Origin of the sequence: Nostoc sp. UIC 10630, assembly GCF_010747425.1 — a bacterium.
Lineage (GTDB): Bacteria > Cyanobacteriota > Cyanobacteriia > Cyanobacteriales > Nostocaceae > Nostoc.
In genome coordinates this window covers 1-18,209 of the sequence record NZ_JAAGOG010000166.1, presented here as the reverse complement: position 1 = coordinate 18,209, position 18,209 = coordinate 1, and the positions used below count along the sequence as shown (strand labels likewise).

Below are 18,209 nucleotides of genomic sequence, written 5' to 3'. Positions count from 1 at the left end.
CTGGCCCCCGGCCGCCTGCCCCCTTCACCGCCCGATCCAAAATTCCAGCGGATCTATGGTTGACTTACAGTAAGGCCAGCTACGCAAAGTTGCTTCCATTCCTTCCTCCCAGTAGGGTGGTTCTAATCCCAGTCCTAAACATAGATGAGATAGGATGCTAGCAAACTGCTGATTGTGACCAAAGTCTCCTAGATGGGCATGGGCATATTCATGGACGACTACACCAAACCAGTCTTTAGGTGCAACTCGACCAACATCTACCAGAATAGTGATTGGATTTGTGAGAATGTTGCACAGCCCGTCTATACCAAAAGATTGAGCTATGGGGACTGCAAAAATTTGGATGTGGCGACGCTCTTGCGGATGAAAGCACTCATGACAAACCTCTAAGTAGGCGTTGATCTGAGCGTTTACGGTGTTAATATTTTCGCCAATCCAAGTACAAATGGGGATGCGATCGCGCAGGTTATCGAACACATCCACCATCCCCGGCTCTAGGGCAAGTCTCTGCACCCGATGCAGATAATCTTGCCCACGAGTAAAAGCATCACTTTGCTTGAGATAATTCACCAACCCAGAACTGAATAAAACTGTTTTTTTTCTAGAATATCCTGCCCAAGTCTTTCTGTTACCTGTTCGGTGCCGGAAACTTCAACAGAACTTTCGATGCGGCTTTCAGTACAAAACGATGCCGTACTGAAGCCACCAAACCGTTTTACTGTACTGGTTCGCAGTCGCATATTTGGGCTGGCAAACCAGAACCTCTCAATGGAACTCATTGTTTCGTATTCGGTTGTCAACACTAGTCCATCTTCATCATCCATGTGAAAAAGACCGACTACAGGCACAATTTCGGCATAGCCTCTTTCGCGCAGTAATTTGCCAGCCCTTGGGTTATCCTCATCAGGCACGATCGCAAATATAGTTTTTCCCTGATGGTTCTCTTCGTTCTCTCTATCCCAAGCCATTGTGCCTAGCCAACGCACACGTGACCCTCCTACTGAAAGGCTGGGGTCAATTTCATGATACTGGCACAGTTCAATAATTTCTGGATGATTGGCTTCCAGAGTTTCTACTTGTATATCCGATTCTCCCGTCTCTGAGCGCTTGAACGCCAGATGATGAGTTGCTCGTTGCGATCGCCACTTACCAGCACTTAGCTGAAAAAATTCCATTGCGTCTATCAATCTTCTGACTCCTACTTATGACTCCTGCGGATGATGTTATACGTGTTTTTTCTTTTTACAGTTATTGGTATATAAACATTCTAAACATTACAGCTATTAGCGATCAGCTTCAAGAAACTCCCTACAAAGGGTTAGATAGAGATGTTGTTACACAATTGTAAATTTTTATAATGGCTATTCTTTATAGCTTGACAATGTAGACAGTTTAATATCTGAGTGCTAAAATAGTTGAAAGCGATCGTCTTCACATTACTAGTAACAACAGATACCTTCGATTCAGTCAATCAGAGGAGTGAATGATGGATTTCCCAGTCGAATTAACATTAGAGCAACAATTTCGCTTACAAAACTTGAAAGATCAGGTAAAGAGTTTGAGCCAACAAGAAGCTCAAGAATTTTTGTTAGAAGTTTTACGGCAGATGATGGTAAAAGATAATTTGGTCAAACATCTGCTAAAACAAGCTTGATAAAGTAAAAAAAAGAATATCCTTCCTTAAGACTTACGCAGTGGCAAAGTTCCGTTGAAATGCGTAAGTCTTAATTTTTTAGGCATTGGAAGAGGCAGAGAGCAATGGAACAGGCGGCAGAGGGGAAAGAAGGGAAAGAAGTAATTTTTAATTCTCCTCCTTGCACCCTGCCCTCTTCCCTGTACCTCTCCCAATACCCAAATTAAATATTACAGATTATTACTTTCTCTCTCATAGTAAAGACTAGGGCACTATTGATCCCCTATGTTTTTGTTTGGCTACTCGCAGTTAATTCTGATCGAGAACACGCCAGAAATAATATCCGCCATTTGTGAATATTAAGGAGAACTCATGGTTCTTGATGCTTTTTCCAGAGCTGTAATTGCGGCTGATGCCAAAACCGCTCCTATCGGTGGTGCTGACTTAGCAGCCCTTAAGTCTTTCATTGCTGAAGGCAACAAGCGCCTTGATGCTGTGAATGCGATCGCCAGCAACGCTAGCTGTGCAGTTTCTGATGCCATTGCTGGTATTGCTTGTGAAAACACAGGTTTGCTTCAAGCTGGTGGTAACTTGTACCCCACTCGCCGGATGGCTGCTTGCCTACGTGATGCTGAAATCGTTCTGCGCTATGTAACTTATGCATTATTGGCTGGCGATTCTTCTGTATTAGACGATCGCGCTTTGAACGGTCTGAAAGAAACCTACACAGCTTTGGGCGTACCTACTGGATCTTCTGTACGTGCTTTCCAAATCCTGAAGGCTATCAGCGTTGCTCACATCACCAACACCAATACTGAAGCTAACGCTGGCAAAAGATTCCGCAAGATTGACACTCCTCAAGGCGACTGCTCTGCTCTAGCTGCTGAAGCTGCTAGCTACTTCGATCGCGTTATTTCTGCTCTGAGCTAATTGCTAATCGCTAATGTCTTAAGCCTATTAGTCAAGCCAACTGAAATACAAAACCCGATCACATCTAATCTGGAGTATAAAAAGCAATGAAATCAGTTATCACTACGGTTATTGGATCTGCTGATGCAGCAGGTCGTTTTCCAACCACCTCTGATCTAGAATCCGTTCAAGGTAGCATTCAACGTGCTAGCGCTCGTTTAGAAGCTGCTGAAAAGTTGGCTGCTGGTATTGATGCAGTCGCTAAAGAAGCTTATGATGCTGCTTTTAAGAAATATCCTTACTTGACCCAAGAAGGTGAAGCTGGCGACACTCAAGTTAAAAAAGACAAGTGCTTCCGCGACATCAAGCACTACCTACGCTTGATCAACTACAGCTTAGTTGTGGGCGGTACTGGTCCTCTGGATGAGTGGGGTATTGCAGGCGCTCGTGAAGTTTACCGCTCTTTGGGTCTACCTACTGCTCCCTACGTTACTGCGTTGACTTACACTCGCGATCGCGCTTGTTCTCCTCGTGACTTGTCTCCTCAAGCATTAGGTGAGTTCCGCGCTCTTCTCGACTACGTAATCAACTCCCTTTCATAAGTAATAGGATTTGACTAGACGTAGACGAGCGATCGTCATACTCTAAAACTCAGGGACTCTCAATCTGTTGCTTTGCCTGTATCTGGTTGAGTGATTGATCAAGAGTCCCTCAGTTGTTACTAATTTTTAATTCGTAGTTCGTAATGACGCTCCTGCGTCGCTAACGCTGCGCTAACGTAATTCGTAATTCATGATCGAACTTGGGGGATTTCAACGGAAAAATTTTATTTTATGACAATAGATTCATTATTTGAACAGTTAAAACACCCCAACCCTAATCTGCGAGAACGAGCCATGTGGGAACTGGCTGATGTTCGTGATGAAAATACGATTTCTCGCTTGATGGGTATTTTGGATGAAGAAGATGTGACTTACCGTCGTGCTGCTGTTAAGGCACTGGGTGCTATTGGTACAGATGCTGTCCCATCATTGGTAGATTCATTAATAAATAGCGAGAATGCAACCATTCGGGGTAGTTGTGCTAAGGCTCTGGCACAGGTTGCTGCTAACCATCCCGATGTTCCTTTCCCAGTTGAGGGGTTAGAGGGATTAAAAACAGCGCTCAATGATCCAAATGCCGTTGTCTATATTGCATCAGTAATGGCACTGGGTGAAATTGGTTCTCCTGCCTTTGAAATTCTGGCTGAGGCTCTGAAAACAATAGATAATGTTGCCCTGGCTGTAGCGATTGTTAATGCACTGGGTTCGATGGGTGATATGCGGGGAGTGGAAGTGTTGACAGCATTAACTAATGATGAATCTGCCGATCCCTATGTTCGTGAATCAGCAGTGAGTGCTTTGCCCCGATTAGATCAGGTGATTAATTATAAAAGAGGATAGCGATCGCTCTTAAATACAACTACCTTCATCAATTCCAATAGGGTTTATTACCAAGAATCTTCTTCTAACTGTCTCTCAATTTGAGAAATCGCTAACTTGATTACCGCCTGAACTCCTGCTTCCTCTTCTTGGGTTAATGCGGCTTGCAGGGGTTCTAAGGCAGTGCGATCGCCAATTTTCATTAATGCCAGAGCCGCCGCTTTCCGAGTTTCCCAATCTGGATGATGCAGTAACTCAACTAAATTAGGAATCGCGGGTTGATAAGCCAGACTGCCCAAAGCAGATGCCGCTTCACACCGCACCATTAGGGATGAATCGGTGAGAGCGTTCACTAGAATGTCAAATGCTCCTTCTTCAGTACCTTCTTCAGCAATTTTAGCGATCGCACCCACCACCGCAGCACGAACATCAGCTGAGTCTGAGTTAATTTCTCGATATAAATGCTCCTTCGCCTCTGCCCCGATAAATCCCAGCGCCCACACAGCATGTCCTTTAGCACTTTCTGGATACTCTGTTGACGCTAAGATTTTCAACAATGCTGGCACAGCTGCCTCGCCGATTTTGGCAAGTCCCCCCACCGCCGAAGTTTTGACTACCGTATCTTCATCATTTAGAAGGGCATTAACCAAGGTGGGAACTGCGATCGGATCGGCAATCAGTGTCAGGGTTTTGGCGCTGGCTCTGCGGACAACTGGGTTGGGGTGATTTGCCACAGCTTCCATTAACAAAGGGGTCGCTGGTTTACCGACTTTACCCAGCGCCTCTGCAAAACTCAACCTAACCATCCCCCGTGAGTCTCCCATACTCTCAATCATTTGCTTGAGTAGCTCTTGATCATCAGGGTTGAAGGAGTTTAAGCCTAATTGCTCATTAACTGCTGCTAGTATTGCATCGGTTTCTGCCTGGGAAAGATGTAACGAATCTTCCCCGGATTGAGTTTTGGAGTCGAGCATTATGACTTCTAGCTAAATTATCAAAATGATTACTAGTTATTGACGCTCAGAGCAGCTTGCTGATTACGCAGTTCCTGGAGGGCAGAATCAATTTTGGCAAGCTCCGGCTCCAGTTGTGCCATAACATTTACCCTCATCAACTTCGCCCGTTTTGCTGTTTCTGTAGTTTCTTGAACTAGACGTTCCCGATATAGCTCAAGTTCTGCAATCACTTCGGCGACATCTTGAGGAGTTATGTTATCGGTTGTTGTGAATTCTGAGGTTTCATCCATAACTTTTGTTTCCTAAATGCGTGTTTATATGAATGATGTGTAGTTAGTGTTCGACTATCGTTTATATTTGGTTACTTGCTAAAGATCAGCACTTAGCAGATACATGAAATTGCACGATTGGCAAGAGGTAACTCAACTAGTCGCTGACAAATGCATATATTCCGATCTTCTCAGATCGCGTTACCACTGGTAAAGCTTTTTGATAGAAATCTTCAAAAGTCAACTTAACGCGAAACGGGCGGTTAGAAACCGCTTTTACACAAACAAAACCCACCTTCGTGGGTTTCAAAACCTTAATTAGACTTTAGTCCGAGGAGGCGAACTTTGCCTGTATAGCCGTGAATTCCATTTGCCAGGGCTTAAGTTGACACCAATGAGCAATGCTGTGCCCCTACAGCATGGTCTATTTACGATCGCACAATTCCCATTCCCCATTCCCCATTATTTTAAGATGTTTCCTCTAATGGGAAAATATCTCCTCGCAAGTAGGATTCAAAATTTTTCTTAAAGTATTGAATGCTCGTCACATTTGGTTCGTCACTTTCTGTTGGCGTGAACTCATAAATTGGTACTTTTTTCCTTACCAACTCGACCAAGCTAGGATGAAGCTGCTCAAAAGAATCTACTCTAAATATTGTTGTTTCAAATCTTAATTTAGCTGGATGAGCATAACCTAACTTCATCCAGGGCAACCAAGGACAGTCTCTCGCCCATTTTGCCGGAGGGACTTCAGTGGCATCAGGTCGGCAGGTATTTGATATAAAGTATTCAACTCCCTTAAACTTTTCTCCAGGGCAATAATCTAAATATTTACTATCTCCTGCTAAAGGATGTGGGTATTCTAAAGGGATTTCCATAACCGAGGTAATATATCCCTTGCCTTTGGGTATAACAAATTTCTTTGGTTTGACTGAACCTTGGACAATGCGGTTAGCAATGTGAACTACTGGTACTGGTTGACTTGCTGTTGGTGACTTCCAAAAGTGCAGAATTTCTTGAGTATCTGGATCGCAAAATAAACCCAACTCTCTATTGATGCGATACCCGACTTCGCCATGTTCAGGATCGGGTTTGAGAAATACTTTGGTAGCATTCATCCCAATAATAGAAAACAATTTTTCTTTTGGCTTGTCTGGTGTTTCTTGCCACCAAATTTCCCCAGACCAGTTGTAATAAAGCTGTAACCCATGATTTTTTCTGTAAAAATCGAGGTTATTAAATTCATAATCATCTGAATAATCATTCATATATAAGCATCCGCTTTTATTTGTGAACTAATTTGGCTTAAAAGGCAATAGGCAACGGGAAAAAAGACTTTTTTGTTGTACGTAACTTCGCAAAAATTAAATATGAGTCTTATAGGACTCTTATCATTTTAAAATGACTACGAAGATGCAAAGCGGTTTGTCGCTAGACATAGCAACGTTCATCTAACAGAGCTTACACAAAAAAATTTTGCAGTCCCCAGTCCCTAGTACGATAGTAAACATGAACTCTGAGCAATTATCCACTAGCCATTTATAGATCAATGGATAAACGTTTTTTTAAAATGTTTGGGCTAACAGAAGAACAAGCGATCGCAATTATCGATACACCATTAGAACAACTCGAAGACGCTTCTGATAAGTATATTGCTGTTTCCCATCTGATTAATTATCCCACTGAACAGTCGATCGCGGCTTTGGTACGAGCGATTGAAAATAGTAATCCTGATGAGTTAGACCATCGTATTGTCCGACGCAAGGCTGTGGAAAGCCTGGGGCGATTGCAGGCTGAATCAGCTTTACCTGTAATTCGGCAGTGTCTTAAAGATGATGATATTTATACTGTTGAAAATACTGTGTGGGCGATCGGAGAAATCGGGACTAAAGATCCAGAAATTCTTGAAGAAGTGGCGCAACTACTGGATAAACCGGGTCAAATTTATCGAGTTATTATTCACACTTTAGCGAATGCTGACTATCAGCCATCTCTAGAACGTGTAAATAAATTTACTCAAGCTGAAGACGAACCTACGCGTAGTGCTGCGATCGCTACAGTTTGTCGTTTTAGCGGTGACTACTCCCAAATCACTGAGGTGATGGCGCTGCTGCAAAGTTCTAGCGTCAATTCACGGCGCGGTTGCATTCAAGACTTGATTGATGCACGCTACTACAAAGCCATCCCAGAAATTGCTCGTTGTCCTGTATCTTTGGTGTTTCGCTTGCGAGGATTGCGAATGCTTTTGGATGCAGGCGTTCCCAGTGGTGAAATTACCTTTACAGAAATTCAACCTTACTTAGAAAAAGTACTTTACGATCATCCTAACGACCTTGATTTAGTACATGAGTATGACGCGACCCCTGTATTAGATTTTGTCATTAATGAACTCTACGAAACTGATTTTGGACGCTGCTATTTGGCGACAAAAACTTTACTAGATATCTATCCCCAAGAAGCACCCCAAGCACTTTTAACAACTTATGGGGATAAAGCATATAACGATTATGGCGCTCATTATCATGTCATGAAACTTTTCGGTTGGCTGAAATATGCTCCCGCCTACGATTTGTTAATAGAAAACCTGCACAACCGCGAACCTCAGTTTCAGAAATCTCGTGCGGCGTGTGCGATCGCTCTTGGTGAATTGGGTAATGCACGAGCAATTCCTGAAATCAAAATTTGCCTCAATACCCCTATTTGGGATTTAAAATATGCTTGTTTATTGGCGCTAGACCGCTTAGGAGATTCCTCTGGTCGGCAAATTTGCGCTAATGATGGTGACTGGTTAATTAGAGCGAAAGCGACGAGTAATCAATATATGAATTCGACGGCTTATATTGTCTAACTAATTAGCTGAATGAAAAGACCTCTCCCTGGCTTTACTAAGTAAAACCTTCCCTCTCCGAGTCGGCTACCGTGTACACACAAATCATCTGATCCCCCTAAATCCCCCTTAAAAAGGGGGACTTGAAGAAATTTCCCCCCTTTTTAAGGGGGGTTAGGGGGGATCGAAACACTGTTAGACAACTTTATAAGACTTGTGTGTACACCGTAGCTCCGAGTCGGAGAGGGACAGACTTGAACTTTAGTTCAAGGTAGGGAGAGGTTCGTGGAACTCACTAGTCATAAATGCTAGGGACGCAGAAATGTACGCCCCTGCCAGTTTAGGATTTACTAGTGGTAACTGCTTCGTTTAACACTAACTCTGGTTTTGCTGTCTCCTCTTCTTCTGGCAAACCATAAATTGACCTGTACAACTTGACGTACTCTTTAGCAGATTTATACCAACTAAAATCTTCATTCATGCCCCGTTTTTGTAGTTCTTGCCATTGCGGTTTGAAACGGAAGCCTTCCCAAGCTCGGATCATACAAGTGAAAAGGTCTAGCGGTTCATAGCGGTCAAAGCAATAACCAGTACCTGCGGCATTTTCGGGGTCGTGATGGCTTACGGTGTCAACTAATCCACCTGTGCGGCGGACAATGGGCACAGAACCGTAGCGCAAAGACATCATTTGGCTAATACCGCATGGTTCAAAACGACTAGGCATTAAGAAAGCGTCAGTACCAGCGTAGATCCGACGGGACAGGGCATCGTTATACAGTAAGTAAGTTGCCATGCGTCCAGGAAAACGAGATGCTAATTGCCACATCTGAGTTTCATAGTAGCGATCGCCTGTTCCCAACAAAACAAACTGTGCATCTGTATAAGATAGAAAGCGATCGAGGATTTGCAATATCAAATCAATGCCTTTTTGTTCCACTAATCGGGTAACAATCCCAATTAAAAAGGCTTTAGAATTGACTTCTAATCCTACTTCTTCTTGCAAAGCAATTTTATTAGCCTTGCGTTTATCTAAAGTATCAGCAGTGAAGGTTTGGGCAATATATTTGTCATTTTCGGGATTATAAACTTCGGTATCAATCCCGTTGATAATCCCAGATAACTTACCGCTAATAAAGGACAGCAAACCTTCTAAGGTTTCACCATAAGCGGCTGTCTTGATTTGCTCGGCATAAGTGGGCGAAACTGTATTTACCTTATTGGCAAATTGTACTGCTGCGGCCATTGTGTTGTGTCCTTGCATATACCAAGGACACCAAGTAATTTTTTCTAAATACCAACGCCACGGCCCTTGATAAGCCAAGTTATGAATCGTAAACACTGTGGTGATATCTGGATCTTGGTGCATCCACACCGGAATCATTCCCGTATGCCAGTCATGACAATGGATAATTTCTGGTTTCCAGTAATTCCAGGCAAACTCGGCTGCACCATTGGAAAAGAAAGTGAACCGCCAGTCTTCATCATCTCCAGAATAAATGCGGCGAGGCAGGAAGACGGGATGTCCAAATAAGTACAAGGGAACATCAGTACCAGGCAGAACGCTTTCATAAACAGCAAATTCCTGGAACATGGCAGACCCCCGCCAGATAGGTTCTTTGGGAATTTCCATTTTGTCTGGCAGGAAGCCATAGTAAGGCAAGAATATCCGCACATCATGCCCCATTTCTCTCAGAAATTTGGGTAATGCCCCAACAACATCACCCATTCCTCCTACTTTGGCAATGGGTGCTGCTTCTGCTGCAACAAATAGAATCCGCATGGTAATTTTTGCTTCCCCGATTCTGTCTATAAATTGTCAAATTAACTTGATGATCGTGACCAACGCAATTTGTCGCGTCTTTGGTACAACGACGATCAATTCTTATCTAATCACATCGGCTTGCCCAATTGCTTAGGAACCGCGTTGAATGACCGCAAAAATTTCTGATAAAATTTCTTGCGCTCCCTGTTGCCGTAATAACTCTGCTAGTTCTGTGCCTAACGCTTCGGCATTGTTGGCAATTCCAGTGACGGTATCTTTTACCAACTTTTGACCATCTATACTGGCAACTATGCCTGTTAAGGTCAAATTATCACCAGATATTTCTGTATTTACACCAATAGGTACTTGACATCCGCCTTCTAAAGAGCGTAGAAAAGAACGTTCGGCGAGACAGCGATCGCGTGTTGCAGGATGTTCGATGGCTTTGAGTAGAGTGAGCAATTCACTATCATCAGCACGACATTCTATCCCTAATGCACCTTGTCCAACGGCGTGGAGGGAGATTTCTTTGGGGATAATTTGATGAACGCGATCGCTCATTTCCAATCTTTCTAATCCTGCGGCTGCCAAAATTAAGGCATCGTATTCGCCTGCATCCAGTTTTGCCAATCGTGTAATTAAGTTTCCCCGCACATCTTTAAAAGTAAAGTGGGGGAAGTGGTGGCGTAACTGTGCTAACCGCCGCAGCGAAGATGTCCCAATTACTGCACCTTCGGGTAAAGTATCGATTTGTTTATCTTTGTGCTTTTCATGCACAACTAAAGCATCGGCTGGATTTTCGCGTTCAGTAATTGCTGCCAGTGTCAATCCTTCTGGTAAGTTAGTCGGCAAATCCTTAAGGGAATGAACCGCAAAGTCAATCTCTTGATTGAGCATTCCAACTTCAAGTTCTTTAGTAAAAAGTCCTTTATCGCCAATCTTAGCTAATGCTACATCAAGGATTTTGTCGCCTTGGGTAGACATGGTGTGGACTTCAAAAGTGATATCAGGAAAGCTTTTTTGGAGTTGCGCTTGTACCCAATAGGTCTGAACCAGAGCAAGTTGGCTTTTACGCGAGCCGATCCGAATAGTACGTGGGGGACTAGAAACAACTGAAGTCATAAAACTATATATCAAAGGAGGCGATAAATTCACTCTCATCTAGACTACCGTAGTCAGGGACTCATAAGAATTTTGGGTTTTAGATTTTGGATTTTGGATTACAATTCTTTACCAAAAGCTGGTTTGAGGAATCTCGAACAATACTAATTAGACTTATCTTTTAGTGGAAGAGCGATCGCACAAGTTGTACCAATTCCTATTTCACTAGTGATGTTAATATGACCCTGGTGTAAGTCCACACACTTTTTCACCACTACCAATCCTAATCCAGTACCAGGAATGCTTTTGACATTTTTGCCACGATGAAACGGCTCAAACAGCTGCTTTTGATCCGCTAACGGAATCCCAATACCCCGATCTTTCACCTGGAGAATCACCGTATCTGATTTAAACTCCAGACTAAGATGAACATTCCCCCCTTCAGGAGAATATTTAATCGCATTCAGCAGTAAATTAGAGAGAATAGAACGCAACAACCTTTCATCTACTGAGGCAGGAACAGCTTTTCCTTGGCAAACAAAGCTAAGTGTGTGCCTCTCACCAGTACTTAGGCGCATTTCTTCGACAAAATCACTGCAAAATTCTTCTAAATCTAGGAGTTTAGGATTAAATTCTAGTTTTCCAGTTTCGGCTCGGTTAATGGTTAAAATATCATCTAATATTTGAACCATATTTTTGACAGAGAGTTGAATTCTCTGCAAGTTTCTCAGTCGCTTAGAAGAGTTATCCCATTCATCCTGACAGCTTTCTAGCAATTGAGCCGCTACTAAGGCAGTACTTAGAGGTGTACGAAACTCGTGAGATGCCATTGAGAAAAAACGTGTTTTCAGCACACTAAGTTCTCTCTCTCGCTCTAGCGCCATCCGAATTTCATCTAACCGCTTGCGCCCTGTAATGTCACGTTGTACTGATATCCAGTGGGTATACCAGCCATTTTGATCGGCTACGGGGACAATGCTAAATTCATTCCAGAATTCCGAGCCGTCTTTGCGGTAGTTAATTACCTGAACGGTAACTGTTTCCCAACGAGAAAGAGCAGTCCAAACTTTATCTAGTTCCGCCCGACTTGTTTTTGCTCCTTGAAGGATACGGGGCGTTTTACCTAAAACTTCTTGCAGGCTGTAACCTGTGATTCGGGTAAATGCTTCATTAACATAGATAATATTTGGCCCCGGTTCGCCAACAGGTTGAGCCTCAGTGATCACTACAGCATCATTTGTATTTACAACCACAGATTGCAGCAACCTTACCTGTTCTTCCTGCTGCTTTTGGTGTGTGATATCAGCAATCACTGCCACCATACCGTTGATACTATCGTCACTATCATGCAAAGGAGCGGCGGAGAAAACTATATCGATCGCAGTGCCATCTTTTTTAAAGCGGCGCAATTCCACTCTGGTATAAGTTGTTCCTTGTAATATACTTTCTTGCAGAGTGTTGTATTCTTCTAATTGATCGTCTAAAAAAATTGGGTTAGGATGGTCGATTACCTCCGCCTCTGTCCAGCCAAACATCCGTTCAGCAGCCGGATTCCAGATTTTCACATTCCCTTCTAAATCAAGTGTGAAAATAGCACGAGGAGAGGCAGTAATCAAAGCTTGCAATGCTGCTTGGGTGCGTTGACGTTCAGCTATTTCTGCTCTGAGAGAGACATTAGCTTTGGCTAACTCTTGAGTCCGTTGTTGAACGCGGTGTTCTAATTCAGCATTGAGTGTTTGTAGCTGCTTGTAAAGTTCTGATTGTTGAATAGCGATCGCCACCTGGGTTGCAAGTTGCTTCATCAATTCAATTTCCCAAGATTCCCATACACGGGTGCGATCGCACTGATGAGCAATCAATAAGCCCCAAAGATAAGGTGCAGAAGCAGGAGTTTGGCGATCGCGTTGTTTATCTGCTTCCCGATTCTCTTGGAGAATTGGCACTACCAACTTGGCTTTGACACCGAACTGTTTTACAAAGTCTGCCAAGCATAATTCGATATCAACTTGTTCAACATTAGCGATCGCGCGGGTTTTCCCCAATGAATACGCTTGGTGATATTCTCTCGGAAACACTTCTTCTGGAAAGGTTTCTCCTAAAATTCTTGTATATTCAGGTAAAACTGTTTCAGTAATTGCGCTACCCGTCCCATCTTCCCAAAGGCGATAAATTAACACCCGATCTGCTTGAAGAAACTCGCGCACTTCTGAAACTGTGGTAGTCAGAACCTCCTCTAACTCCAAAGACTCACGAATATGTTGAGCAATCTGGTTTACCAACCGTTCCCGCTCAGTTTGTTGCCGCAGGATCACTTCTGCTCGTTGCCTTCTAGTTACTTCTAGGTTGAGAAAATAGTAAATTATCCCTAATGCAATAATGCTAAAGCCAACACCGATTGGAGCGAGATTGATAATACTAAAATCGGGCATGGATAAGAAAAATTACAGGCATCTGATTTAGTTTACTGTTTTCTGCTCATCCATTAGTTCCGAACGTTGATAAACTGGATGTAGGACTTTCGGAGTGGCAGAAATCATGAGTGTTGCAAAATCTGCATCCCTAACCCTAGAAGAATTTCTGAAGTTACCAGAAACAAAGCCTGCAAGTATTTATATTGATGGTGAGATTATCCAGAAACCAATGCCGAAAACTCGCCACTCCCGACTTCAGGGTAAGTTGATTAATGGGATTAATGAAGTCACAGAGGAAAAGCAAATCGCTTATGCTTTTCCAGAGTTGCGTTGTACCTTTGGTGGTCGCTCAATTGTTCCAGATGTAGCGGTTATTCGTTGGCAACAAATTGAGTTTGACGATAACGGAGAACCTGTAGATGATGTGTTAATTGCTCCAAACTGGACAATTGAAATTCTTTCTCCAGATCAAAGTTCTAATCGAGTTACCAATCATATTTTACACTGCCTAAAATATGGTTGTCAGCTAGGATGGTTGATTGATCCTGATGATCGCTCAGTTCTCATATTTAAACCACATCAACAACCAGAATTTTGTCATAGAGAAGATAGATTGACTGTTCTAGATGGTGTTGATTTAGAGTTGACAGTAGAACAAGTATTTGGATGGTTAAAGATGAAAGCAGAGTGAGAATATATATTAGAATTACCGCTAAATAATCGGTTTCTAGTTCTAAATACTCACAATGAAACTTACTGATATAGCCAAATCCGGAAATGCTTGTGGGTAAATTGTACCTCCAGTTAATGTGGTTTTTGAAGCATAATCTCCATCTTGAGGATATCTAAATATTATAAGTTGTCGCTTTCTAAGATTAACTACCCAATACTCAGGAATTTCTACTTCAGCATAGACTTTAGTTTTTATTTGTAAGTCCTTATCTAAGCTAGAATCCGAATATTTGATCAACCAAAAGATATTTTCAGGATAGGGATGATATTCTAAATATTCACGTCTCAATCTTTGTACAACAGCAATATCAGGCTCAGGTTCAGAATTGTTAGGAAGGGTAATCGGTTTACTAGGGCGAACTGTGGCACGATTGTCTAAAAGTTGAATCAGATACTCCTCAGCTTCACTGCTGAAGTAGGCATGAGGTTCTCCTTTCGGTGGCATTTCTACTATTTCTCCCTTTAGTAGTTCTATACGCCGATCATCTAGTATACCTGCTGCAATCATCTGGTGATATTCATCTATTGTCCACTTAACTGGAGTTACGGTCATAGAGACAATTTTTTATTACCTAATAACATACGTATTAACGTAATTATATAAGTCGCTATAAATCAAAGCAAATTAACAATTTTTATCAAATCTAGTGTACAAACCACCATACTTAAACCAGTATTGCCTTAACTGATGACAAGGTGTAAACAAACTGGCTTTGACACGATAAAGAAGAACCTGTCGATGGTCGCCCATCCAAATTTTGTCAATCGGCTCAACAGAAATTAATGTTCCTCCTAGAGCGGCTATACAGTCAGTAAATCTATCAACGCAAGAATAGTCTATAGTTTCAAATATAAAAAAGTGACCGGAACATATTAAATGACGGCTTCTTATCCAACATTGGAGCTTTTTATGTGCTTGTGGCGGCAACATTGTTTTGCTTCAAATAATTTGAGATGAATGCAATTAGTTACATCGATTTTTGGATAAATAGATTTCTTGCATAAAGCATTTTTTTAGCTCGCACAAAGGCGTAAATAAACGCTTAATCGTCTATTCAGCCTTTTTCAGTTAAGTGGAGCGCGACCGAGCAAATGCCTAAAGTTAAACTCAATTGCCCGATAACGAGGATAATTGCTGAAAAACCGGGAAGTATATAACTCTGACTTTGCTGCCAGACGGATAAATTTACGGATGCTGATTTCGCTCCGCTTAAACTGTGACTCAGGCACAGTGAGCCGTTCGTTTTCCATCACATACGTATTTCCTAAACCTGTCTATATATAAGCCTGATAATAACCTCAAGTTCTTCTGCTGAATAACCAGGTACTCCTCCAGTTGAGTGATTGTCTTCAAACAGGCTGACACCTCAATGTGAACTTTGCCCAAAAGTCATTTTCTGAAAATCTCCTGGCTAAACATAGAGTTCTTTCGGAACGTCTAAAGGAGGTTATTAAAAACCTACATAGAATAGAAAATTACATATAAAAAGTAAGGAAATCACTCATGAAATGGTAAAGAAATCGGAAAGAAGCAACGAAAACTAGAAATTGTTACTTTTTGCAATATTTTATCAATGGGAGTCCACAGATAGTTTTAAACATAAGTTGTATGGTTAAAAAAAAATTATGCGAATTCTCTTAGTTGAAGATGATGTACGCCTTGCCGAGACTTTAGCAGAAGCCCTTACAGACCAGCGTTATATGGTTGATGTGGTGACAGATGGTGAGGCTGGATGGAATCAAGCCAAAATGCTGGATTATGATTTGCTGCTGCTTGATGTGATGTTACCAGAGCTAGATGGAATTAGTTTATGCCATCGGTTGCGATCGCACAGCTACAGTATGCCGGTTCTCATGCTTACTGCGCGTGATACCGTTAGCGATAAAATTACCGGACTCGATGCGGGAGCTGATGATTATGTCGTTAAACCAGTGGATTTGCAAGAACTATTTGCCCGAATTCGCGCCTTGCTTCGTCGGGGTAACGTTTCATCGCCACCGATTTTGGAATGGGGCAATCTGCACCTCAACCCCAGCACTTATGATGTGAGTTATGGGAAAAATATGCTACATTTAACCCCAAAAGAGTACGGCATATTAGAGTTATTGCTACGAAATGGTCGTCGTGTCCTTAGTCGCAGCGTAATTATTGAACATATTTGGTCGCTAGAGTCACCTCCAGAAGAACATGCTGTGAAAGTTCATCTCAGAAGCCTGCGTCAGAAGCTCAAAGCAGCCGGAGCTTTTGAAGATTTTATTGAAACAGTTCATGGTATTGGCTACCGTCTTAAACAACTCGAATAAAATGTTGTATTATATAGACCACTTGAGAAGATTTCAGCTATTAGCAAAAACTCTGCTTTGTTTGCTTTGACTCTGAGTTTAAAAATATTATTTTTTTCAACGCAGAGTAGCACAGAGGCTCGCAGAGGTTTCAGTTTTTTTCGCTACGAATTTGTGAAATACTCTATTTAAGGTACTTAAGGGTCAGATTTAAGATATTCTTGTAATTCTTGGGTACGCAATTTTGTGAGATTTTCTAGACACCCAGCATAAATACTAGGGGCAATACTCCCTCCCTCATATTTACTTCTTTCAAACTCACAATTGGTATCTCGAAACTTTAACCATGCAAGTTGTGCAGTAATCAATTTCTGTTTCCTAGATTTTTCTAAGGTAGGTAGCAATTGTTGATAAGCTCGGTTCAGTCTTTTATCTGCATTCTGATAAGATAACTTCGCACATTCATTAATTGCTGCTTGAGTTTGAGGATTATTGCAGTTAAATTTTTGAACTAGGCGAATCTGGGTTAAATCAGGCGTTGTGCCTGCCATTGTCATAGAAGGGGTATCTAAACTGCTAAGAGTTAGCATACTTGCCAAAACTAGTAATAATTGACGCATGACAAAAATTTTATTGTTTAGGCAAGTATAGACAAAAGATACCAAAATGTGCAGTATTGATATGTTTCAACGCCGAAGAATTATAAACTTGTTACAAAAGATAAACCAGCCGTCAGAAGGAAGGCAAAATTTCACAAGAATGCTAGAAAGAAATTGGTATTTTAGTGATCTAAAGTTTAGCTTTTATATTTTATGAATCGTTCCGCCTGTCTTATTTTTAATCCAGTTGCGGGTCAGGGAGACCCAGATATAGAACTGGCAGAAATTCGAGCAATATTAGAGCCAGATATTGATCTAGATATTCATCTCACAACTCAAGAAATTGATGCAGATCAACTAGCTTATGCAGCCGTAGAGCGAGGGGTAGATACAATCATTGCTTCGGGGGGAGATGGGACTCTCTCAGCAGCGGCGGCGGCTTTAGTAGGTACTGATATTTCATTTGGCATCATTTCCAGAGGAACAGCAAACGCTTTTGCTACAGCTTTGGGAATTCCTGACACGATCGCAGGTGCGTGTGAAACAATTTTGCAGGGAGGAACCCGTCATGTAGACGTAGCCTATTGCAACGATCGCCCAATGGTACTCTTGGCAGGTATTGGCTTTGAAGCTGAAACTGTAGAATTGGCAGACCGAGATGCCAAAAATCGCTTTGGAATGATGGCCTACGTTTTCGCTGGAATTCAGCAACTGAGAAACTTACATAAATTTGATGTTGAAATTGAAACAGAAGACAGGATTATTAAAACTAGTGCTTGTGCAGTCACAGTCGCAAATGCCGCGCCTCCCACTTCAGTCTTAGCTCAGGGGCCAGCAGGTTTGGTTTATGATGATGGCTTACTAGATTTAACGATTGTAGCTCCAGCCAACAAAGCAGGAGCGATCGCTGCTACATTCCATCTATTCCAAACGGCTTCTACAGGTAACGCCGTAGAACGGGATGATATTGGCTTTCTGCGAGCCAAACAATTTAAAATTACAACTGAGCCACCGCAAAAGGTTGTTCTAGATGGTGAAATAGTCGGCACAACACCAGTAGAAATTAAGTGCATACCAGGTGGGTTGAAGATTTTTGTGCCATTAGTAGAAGAAGTTGAGCCTACTGAAAAACTAGAAGGACTCCCTAATTTGACTATTGAGATGAAAGATACGGTAGAAGAGTAAGGGAATTGGGAATGGGGAATGGGGAATGGGAAAGAGGACTTGGGGACAAGGAGAACTGGGGACAAGGGGAAAGACTTGTTGTAAGTTCTAAACTTTTGTCACCTTGTCCCCTTGTCCCCCT

19 protein-coding genes are annotated in these 18,209 nt (G+C 42.2%); 8 read left to right on the top strand and 11 right to left on the bottom strand.

Features of this window, described 5'->3' with window-relative positions; all coding sequences use genetic code 11:
* Positions 1 to 24 precede the first annotated feature (24 nt).
* Together G1O98_RS28665 and G1O98_RS28660 are read right to left on the bottom strand one after the other, a co-directional pair.
* Positions 25 to 570: a hypothetical protein gene (locus G1O98_RS28665; protein ID WP_114081197.1), complete on the bottom strand. Its 546-nt coding sequence runs from the start codon at positions 568 to 570 to the stop codon at positions 25 to 27.
* Positions 567 to 1,184, bottom strand: a complete 618-nt coding sequence (locus G1O98_RS28660) for a phycobiliprotein lyase (protein WP_163935269.1) — start codon at positions 1,182 to 1,184, stop codon at positions 567 to 569. The genes G1O98_RS28665 and G1O98_RS28660 overlap by 4 nt, the downstream gene beginning before the upstream one ends.
* A gap of 302 nt (positions 1,185 to 1,486) precedes the next feature.
* On the opposite strand from G1O98_RS28660, the gene G1O98_RS28655 reads away from it, so the two are divergent.
* From G1O98_RS28655 to G1O98_RS28640, 4 genes are all read left to right on the top strand, one after another.
* Complete coding sequence (locus tag G1O98_RS28655) at positions 1,487 to 1,654, top strand: NblA/ycf18 family protein (RefSeq protein WP_041565510.1); 168 nt, start codon at positions 1,487 to 1,489, stop codon at positions 1,652 to 1,654.
* A 351-nt stretch (positions 1,655 to 2,005) separates the two neighbouring features.
* Entirely contained in the window at positions 2,006 to 2,563 is a 558-nt protein-coding gene (locus G1O98_RS28650) for a bleomycin hydrolase (RefSeq protein WP_163935266.1), read from the top strand.
* Positions 2,564 to 2,649: 86 nt separating this feature from the next.
* Entirely contained in the window at positions 2,650 to 3,144 is a 495-nt protein-coding gene (locus tag G1O98_RS28645; RefSeq protein WP_012410161.1) for a bleomycin hydrolase, read from the top strand.
* A 231-nt stretch (positions 3,145 to 3,375) separates the two neighbouring features.
* Positions 3,376 to 3,984, top strand: a complete 609-nt coding sequence (locus G1O98_RS28640; RefSeq protein ID WP_163935264.1) for a HEAT repeat domain-containing protein — start codon at positions 3,376 to 3,378, stop codon at positions 3,982 to 3,984.
* Between the two features lie 47 nt (positions 3,985 to 4,031).
* On the opposite strand, the gene G1O98_RS28635 is transcribed toward G1O98_RS28640, so the two are convergent.
* The 3 genes from G1O98_RS28635 to G1O98_RS28625 all read right to left on the bottom strand — a co-directional run bounded on the left by G1O98_RS28635 (position 4,032) and on the right by G1O98_RS28625 (position 6,456).
* Positions 4,032 to 4,937 (bottom strand): HEAT repeat domain-containing protein, encoded by a 906-nt coding sequence (locus tag G1O98_RS28635; protein WP_163935262.1) that lies wholly within the window; start codon positions 4,935 to 4,937, stop codon positions 4,032 to 4,034.
* 32 nt (positions 4,938 to 4,969) lie between these two features.
* A complete protein-coding gene (locus G1O98_RS28630) occupies positions 4,970 to 5,209 on the bottom strand; it encodes a hypothetical protein (protein WP_163935259.1) in 240 nt (79 codons plus the stop codon).
* A gap of 446 nt (positions 5,210 to 5,655) precedes the next feature.
* Positions 5,656 to 6,456 (bottom strand): DUF1838 family protein, encoded by an 801-nt coding sequence (locus tag G1O98_RS28625; protein ID WP_163935256.1) that lies wholly within the window; start codon positions 6,454 to 6,456, stop codon positions 5,656 to 5,658.
* Positions 6,457 to 6,737: 281 nt separating this feature from the next.
* Between G1O98_RS28625 and G1O98_RS28620 the strand changes: the two genes are divergently transcribed.
* Entirely contained in the window at positions 6,738 to 8,036 is a 1,299-nt protein-coding gene (locus tag G1O98_RS28620) for a HEAT repeat domain-containing protein (RefSeq protein WP_163935253.1), read from the top strand.
* Between the two features lie 319 nt (positions 8,037 to 8,355).
* On the opposite strand, the gene glgA is transcribed toward G1O98_RS28620, so the two are convergent.
* The 3 genes from glgA to G1O98_RS28605 all read right to left on the bottom strand — a co-directional run bounded on the left by glgA (position 8,356) and on the right by G1O98_RS28605 (position 13,307).
* A complete protein-coding gene (gene glgA, locus G1O98_RS28615; RefSeq protein ID WP_163935250.1) occupies positions 8,356 to 9,795 on the bottom strand; it encodes a glycogen synthase GlgA in 1,440 nt (479 codons plus the stop codon).
* 132 nt (positions 9,796 to 9,927) lie between these two features.
* Positions 9,928 to 10,899, bottom strand: coding sequence for a hydroxymethylbilane synthase (gene hemC, locus G1O98_RS28610; RefSeq protein WP_163935247.1), 972 nt, complete (start codon positions 10,897 to 10,899; stop codon positions 9,928 to 9,930).
* Positions 10,900 to 11,042: 143 nt separating this feature from the next.
* Positions 11,043 to 13,307, bottom strand: coding sequence for a PAS domain S-box protein (locus G1O98_RS28605; RefSeq protein WP_163935244.1), 2,265 nt, complete (start codon positions 13,305 to 13,307; stop codon positions 11,043 to 11,045).
* Positions 13,308 to 13,413: 106 nt separating this feature from the next.
* Between G1O98_RS28605 and G1O98_RS28600 the strand changes: the two genes are divergently transcribed.
* Positions 13,414 to 13,980 carry a Uma2 family endonuclease gene (locus G1O98_RS28600; RefSeq protein ID WP_163935241.1) on the top strand — a complete coding sequence of 189 codons (567 nt, stop codon included), beginning with the start codon at positions 13,414 to 13,416 and terminating at the stop codon, positions 13,978 to 13,980.
* A 42-nt stretch (positions 13,981 to 14,022) separates the two neighbouring features.
* Here the strand turns inward: G1O98_RS28600 and G1O98_RS28595 are convergent, their stop codons facing one another.
* Positions 14,023 to 14,574 carry a Uma2 family endonuclease gene (locus G1O98_RS28595; protein ID WP_163935238.1) on the bottom strand — a complete coding sequence of 184 codons (552 nt, stop codon included), beginning with the start codon at positions 14,572 to 14,574 and terminating at the stop codon, positions 14,023 to 14,025.
* A gap of 512 nt (positions 14,575 to 15,086) precedes the next feature.
* A complete protein-coding gene (locus G1O98_RS40265) occupies positions 15,087 to 15,272 on the bottom strand; it encodes a phycobilisome rod-core linker polypeptide (protein ID WP_243458568.1) in 186 nt (61 codons plus the stop codon).
* Positions 15,273 to 15,647: 375 nt separating this feature from the next.
* Between G1O98_RS40265 and G1O98_RS28585 the strand changes: the two genes are divergently transcribed.
* The gene (locus G1O98_RS28585; protein WP_163935234.1) at positions 15,648 to 16,325 is read left to right on the top strand and encodes a response regulator transcription factor; all 678 of its coding nucleotides are present in this window, start codon (positions 15,648 to 15,650) and stop codon (positions 16,323 to 16,325) included.
* A gap of 176 nt (positions 16,326 to 16,501) precedes the next feature.
* Here G1O98_RS28585 and G1O98_RS28580 read toward each other — a convergent pair whose 3' ends face one another.
* Positions 16,502 to 16,924 carry a lysozyme inhibitor LprI family protein gene (locus G1O98_RS28580; RefSeq protein ID WP_163935232.1) on the bottom strand — a complete coding sequence of 141 codons (423 nt, stop codon included), beginning with the start codon at positions 16,922 to 16,924 and terminating at the stop codon, positions 16,502 to 16,504.
* Positions 16,925 to 17,116: 192 nt separating this feature from the next.
* On the opposite strand from G1O98_RS28580, the gene G1O98_RS28575 reads away from it, so the two are divergent.
* Entirely contained in the window at positions 17,117 to 18,088 is a 972-nt protein-coding gene (locus G1O98_RS28575; RefSeq protein WP_163935230.1) for a YegS/Rv2252/BmrU family lipid kinase, read from the top strand.
* Positions 18,089 to 18,209: the final 121 nt, after the last annotated feature.